The 2,203-nt window shown below is 66.9% G+C and carries 3 protein-coding genes; all 3 read left to right on the plus strand.

Features of this window, described 5'->3' with window-relative positions:
- A partial coding sequence (locus AC1HC7_RS13715) for a hypothetical protein (protein WP_479499125.1) occupies nucleotides 1-501 on the plus strand: 501 nt, incomplete at its 5' end.
- 11 nt (nucleotides 502-512) lie between these two features.
- Nucleotides 513-941 (plus strand): DEAD/DEAH box helicase, encoded by a 429-nt coding sequence (locus AC1HC7_RS13720; protein ID WP_479499126.1) that lies wholly within the window; start codon nucleotides 513-515, stop codon nucleotides 939-941.
- On the plus strand, nucleotides 872-2,194 hold the full coding sequence (locus AC1HC7_RS13725; protein ID WP_479499127.1) for a DEAD/DEAH box helicase: 1,323 nt from the start codon (nucleotides 872-874) through the stop codon (nucleotides 2,192-2,194). Before AC1HC7_RS13720 ends, AC1HC7_RS13725 begins: the two co-directional genes overlap by 70 nt.
- Nucleotides 2,195-2,203 lie beyond the last annotated feature (9 nt).

Here is a 2,203-nt window from a genome sequence, read left to right on the forward strand (position 1 = left end):
GAGGGATGGCTCACCCAGAGCCGCACCAGCACGGCGCTCTACCTCAATACCGAGGCCGTTGTGCTGGAAGGCCCGTATGCTCGGCGCCGGATCTATACCCGCATCGGGTTCAAGGGCAAAAGCGTCAATGAGCGCGGCGAGGACACCTATGCCAATCGTGGCCGCGCCCTGATCCGCGGCATTCTGGAATCGGCGCGCGGCATCAAGGCCAGCGATCAATCCGAAACGGCACGGGCAGCGCGGGTGATCCGCAGCCTCGGCGATCTGAACGGCCTTGATTTCGTCGCCAAGGTCGGCGTCGAAAAGGATCGCAACACCCCCGAGGACACCGGGCGCAACGTGATCAAGGCGGCCATCGGCCCCGAGCACGCGCAATATGCAGCCGTGATGGGGACCGCGCCCTCGGCCGGCATGGCGTTGTCGCCGGCGCCGCAGACGCCCACGGCGCAGCCCGCTCCGCCGGCGCCTTCCTCCAGCGGCGCGCCGTTCTGGGCGCGCTGAGGGAGGCCGCGATGATCCCTCGCGACTATCAGCGGGCGGCGGTTGACGCCGCCCATGACCGCACGGCCGAACACGGCAATACCATGCTGGTGCTGCCGACCGGAGCCGGCAAGACGGCCATCGCCGGCTTCTATGTCGCCGAACAGGCGAAACGGGACCGCGAGACACGGGTGCTGGTGCTCCAGCACACCGATGAGCTCATCGAACAGAACCGGTCGGCGATCGGGCAGGTCTCCGGTCTCGAGACATCGGTGGTGAAGGCCGAGCGGGATTGCTGGGACGGCCAGGTGGTCTTCGGCAGCGTTCAGATGCTCGCCCGGGAAAACCGCCGGGTATCCATGCCGAAGCTGAGCCATCTGGTGATCGACGAATGCACCGCGCAGCCGCCGCGAGTTATCAGGCGATCCTCGCCCATGCGCGCGAGGTCAATCCGGACCTGAAGCTGCTCGGGCTCTCCGCCACTCCCGGCCGCGGCGATGGCCGCAGCTTGCGCAAGACCTTCAGCAATGTCGGCTATCACCTGCGGATCGGAACGCTGATTGCGCGTGGCCTGCTTGTCCCGCCCCGGACCTTCACCATCGACCTCGGAATCGAGGACGAGCTGTCCGGCATCGACAGCACCGCCGGCGATTTCGACATGCGCCAGGCAGACAAGGTGCTCAATCGCTCGGCGCTCAACGAAGCCGTGGTCGAGCACTGGACGGACAAGGCCGCCGACCGGCGCAGCATCTTCTTCTGTGCGACCGTGGACCATGCCGAAGCCGTGGCGGATGCGTTTCGGGCCGCCAGCGTTTTGGCCGAGACGATCACGGGAGACATGCCGGCACGGGCCCGCGCGGACCTCATCGCCCGCTGCGACCGGGGCGAGGTTCAGGTTCTCACCAACTGCATGGTGCTGACCGAAGGAGTCGACAGCCAGCCTGTCGGCTGCATCGGCATCCTGCGCCCCATGCTTCACAATGGCACCTTCATACAGGCGGTCGGACGTGGCCTGCGCCGGGTGGATCCCGAGCGTTTCCCCGGCATCGTGAAAACCGACTGCATCGTGCTGGACTTCGCCGGCGCGGCGCTCCGCCATGGCACGCTCGAACAGGAGATCGACCTCGACGAGGACGAAACCCCGCCCGGCGAGCGTCCCTGGAAAACCTGCCCGTCCTGTGAGGCCGAACTGCCGCTCGGCGCTTCCATCTGCGATCTCTGCGGCCACGTCTTCACCCGCGAGATCGGCGAAAAACGTCTGTTGACCGCCTTCGAGATGACCGAGATCGACCTTCTGGATCGTTCTCCCTTCTTCTGGGTAGCGCTGCATGGCGACGGCCGGGCGCTGATGGCCAGCGGTTTCCAGGGCTGGGCCGGCGTGTTCCATGACGGCACGTTGTGGCATGCGCTCGGCCGACCCAAGCGCCAGGCGATCCGCCCCCTCGCGGTGGGCACACGGGTGCAGGCGCTGGCGGCGGCCGACGATTTTCTGCGCATGACCGAAACCTCCGGCGCCGCCGCCAAGAGCAAGCGCTGGCTCGACGATCCCGCCAGCATGCGGCAAATCGAACTTCTGCAGCGCGCGGGGTTCGAGACCAGCGGTATGGATTTCGGGCTGTCGAAATATGCCGCCAATTGCCATTTGAACTTCCTCTGGAACCGCGCCGCGATCCGCGCGGCGGTGCTGCGCGACATGGGCCGCGCCGCCGCATGAAACGCCCCA

The organism is Oceanicella sp., assembly GCF_056449545.1.